Source organism: Bacillus sp. HY001 (assembly GCF_007558965.1).
In the GTDB taxonomy this organism is placed as follows: Bacteria; Bacillota; Bacilli; order Bacillales; family Bacillaceae_G; genus Bacillus_A; species Bacillus_A mobilis.
On record NZ_VLTE01000024.1, the window covers coordinates 1 to 772 of the forward strand.

General features: G+C 49.0%; 5 tRNA genes and 2 rRNA genes. All 7 read right to left on the minus strand.

What is annotated here, in order from left to right:
• Positions 1-15 precede the first annotated feature (15 nt).
• Positions 16-92, minus strand: a tRNA-Met gene (locus FOT98_RS13050).
• 24 nt (positions 93-116) lie between these two features.
• Positions 117-192 (minus strand) — tRNA-Val (locus tag FOT98_RS13055).
• A 4-nt stretch (positions 193-196) separates the two neighbouring features.
• Positions 197-271 (minus strand) — tRNA-Glu (locus tag FOT98_RS13060).
• A gap of 17 nt (positions 272-288) precedes the next feature.
• Positions 289-380 (minus strand) — tRNA-Ser (locus tag FOT98_RS13065).
• Between the two features lie 2 nt (positions 381-382).
• Positions 383-457: transfer RNA gene (locus FOT98_RS13070), tRNA-Asn, on the minus strand.
• A gap of 8 nt (positions 458-465) precedes the next feature.
• Positions 466-581, minus strand: a 5S ribosomal RNA gene (gene rrf, locus FOT98_RS13075).
• Between the two features lie 101 nt (positions 582-682).
• Positions 683-772: ribosomal RNA gene (locus FOT98_RS13080) — 23S ribosomal RNA — on the minus strand; the annotation flags it as partial.

Here is a 772-nt window from a genome sequence, read left to right on the forward strand (position 1 = left end):
CACCACGGGACCATTTGGTTGCGGGGACAGGATTTGAACCTGCGACCTTCGGGTTATGAGCCCGACGAGCTACCGTGCTGCTCCACCCCGCGATAATACTATTTATATAATTTATATGGTGGAGGATGACGGGATCGAACCGCCGACCCCCTGCTTGTAAGGCAGGTGCTCTCCCAGCTGAGCTAATCCTCCAAAGTGGTGACCCGTACGGGATTCGAACCCGTGTTACCGCCGTGAAAGGGCGGTGTCTTAACCACTTGACCAACGGGCCAAATATTATAAATCCTATGGCGGAGAGCAAGGGATTCGAACCCTTGATACGCTTGTGACGTATACACGATTTCCAATCGTGCTCCTTCGGCCAGCTCGGACAGCTCTCCAATGGCTCCGCAGGTAGGAATCGAACCTACGACCGATCGGTTAACAGCCGATAGCTCTACCGCTGAGCTACTGCGGAATAATATTGCCTGGCAACGTCCTACTCTCACAGGGACAAGGTCCCAACTACCATCGGCGCTAGAGAGCTTAACTTCCGTGTTCGGTATGGGAACGGGTGTGACCTCTCTGCCATCATTACCAGACATTATTCTTTTGAGACAATCATTATTATAACTTATTCACTTTAAAAGTCAACAAGTTTTTTATGTTCTCTCAAAACTAGATAACACTTGCTTCATATTATATGGTTAAGTCCTCGATCTATTAGTATTCGTCAGCTCCACATGTCACCACGCTTCCACCTCGAACCTATCAACCTGATCATCTTTCAGGG